This window comes from Arthrobacter sp. AK01 (assembly GCF_021109375.1).
Taxonomy (GTDB): Bacteria; Actinomycetota; Actinomycetes; order Actinomycetales; family Micrococcaceae; genus Arthrobacter.
In genome coordinates this window covers 1-395 of sequence record NZ_JAJOHP010000157.1, presented here as the reverse complement: position 1 = coordinate 395, position 395 = coordinate 1, and the positions used below count along the sequence as shown (strand labels likewise).

Below are 395 nucleotides of genomic sequence, written 5' to 3'. Positions count from 1 at the left end.
TACTGATCCGGACCTCTTCTCCAGTTGCGGGGACAGGATTTGAACCTGTGACCTCTGGGTTATGAGCCCAGCGAGCTACCGAACTGCTCCACCCCGCGTCGCAAGAACAACTCTACCGCACCCCTCAGGGTACTTCTGACCATATGAGGGCAATGGTGCCGCAGATCACTTCCAGCATGCGCGGCTTCCACTGGATCCTCACGGGAAAGGTGATCAGGTTCGTGGCTCCGGGCAATTTCGGGCAAAACAAAAGGTCCGGATCAGTAATTACTGATCCGGACCTTTTCTCCAGTTGCGGGGACAGGATTTGAACCTGTGACCTCTGGGTTATGAGCCCAGCGAGCTACCGAACTGCTCCACCCCGCGTCGCAAGAACAACATTACCGCCCGGTGAA

The 395-nt window shown here is 56.5% G+C and carries 2 tRNA genes; both read right to left on the bottom strand.

Annotated elements, in window-relative coordinates:
- Positions 1–24: 24 nt before the first annotated feature.
- A tRNA-Met gene (locus LN996_RS23525) sits at positions 25–98 on the bottom strand.
- A 194-nt stretch (positions 99–292) separates the two neighbouring features.
- A tRNA-Met gene (locus tag LN996_RS23520) sits at positions 293–366 on the bottom strand.
- Positions 367–395: the final 29 nt, after the last annotated feature.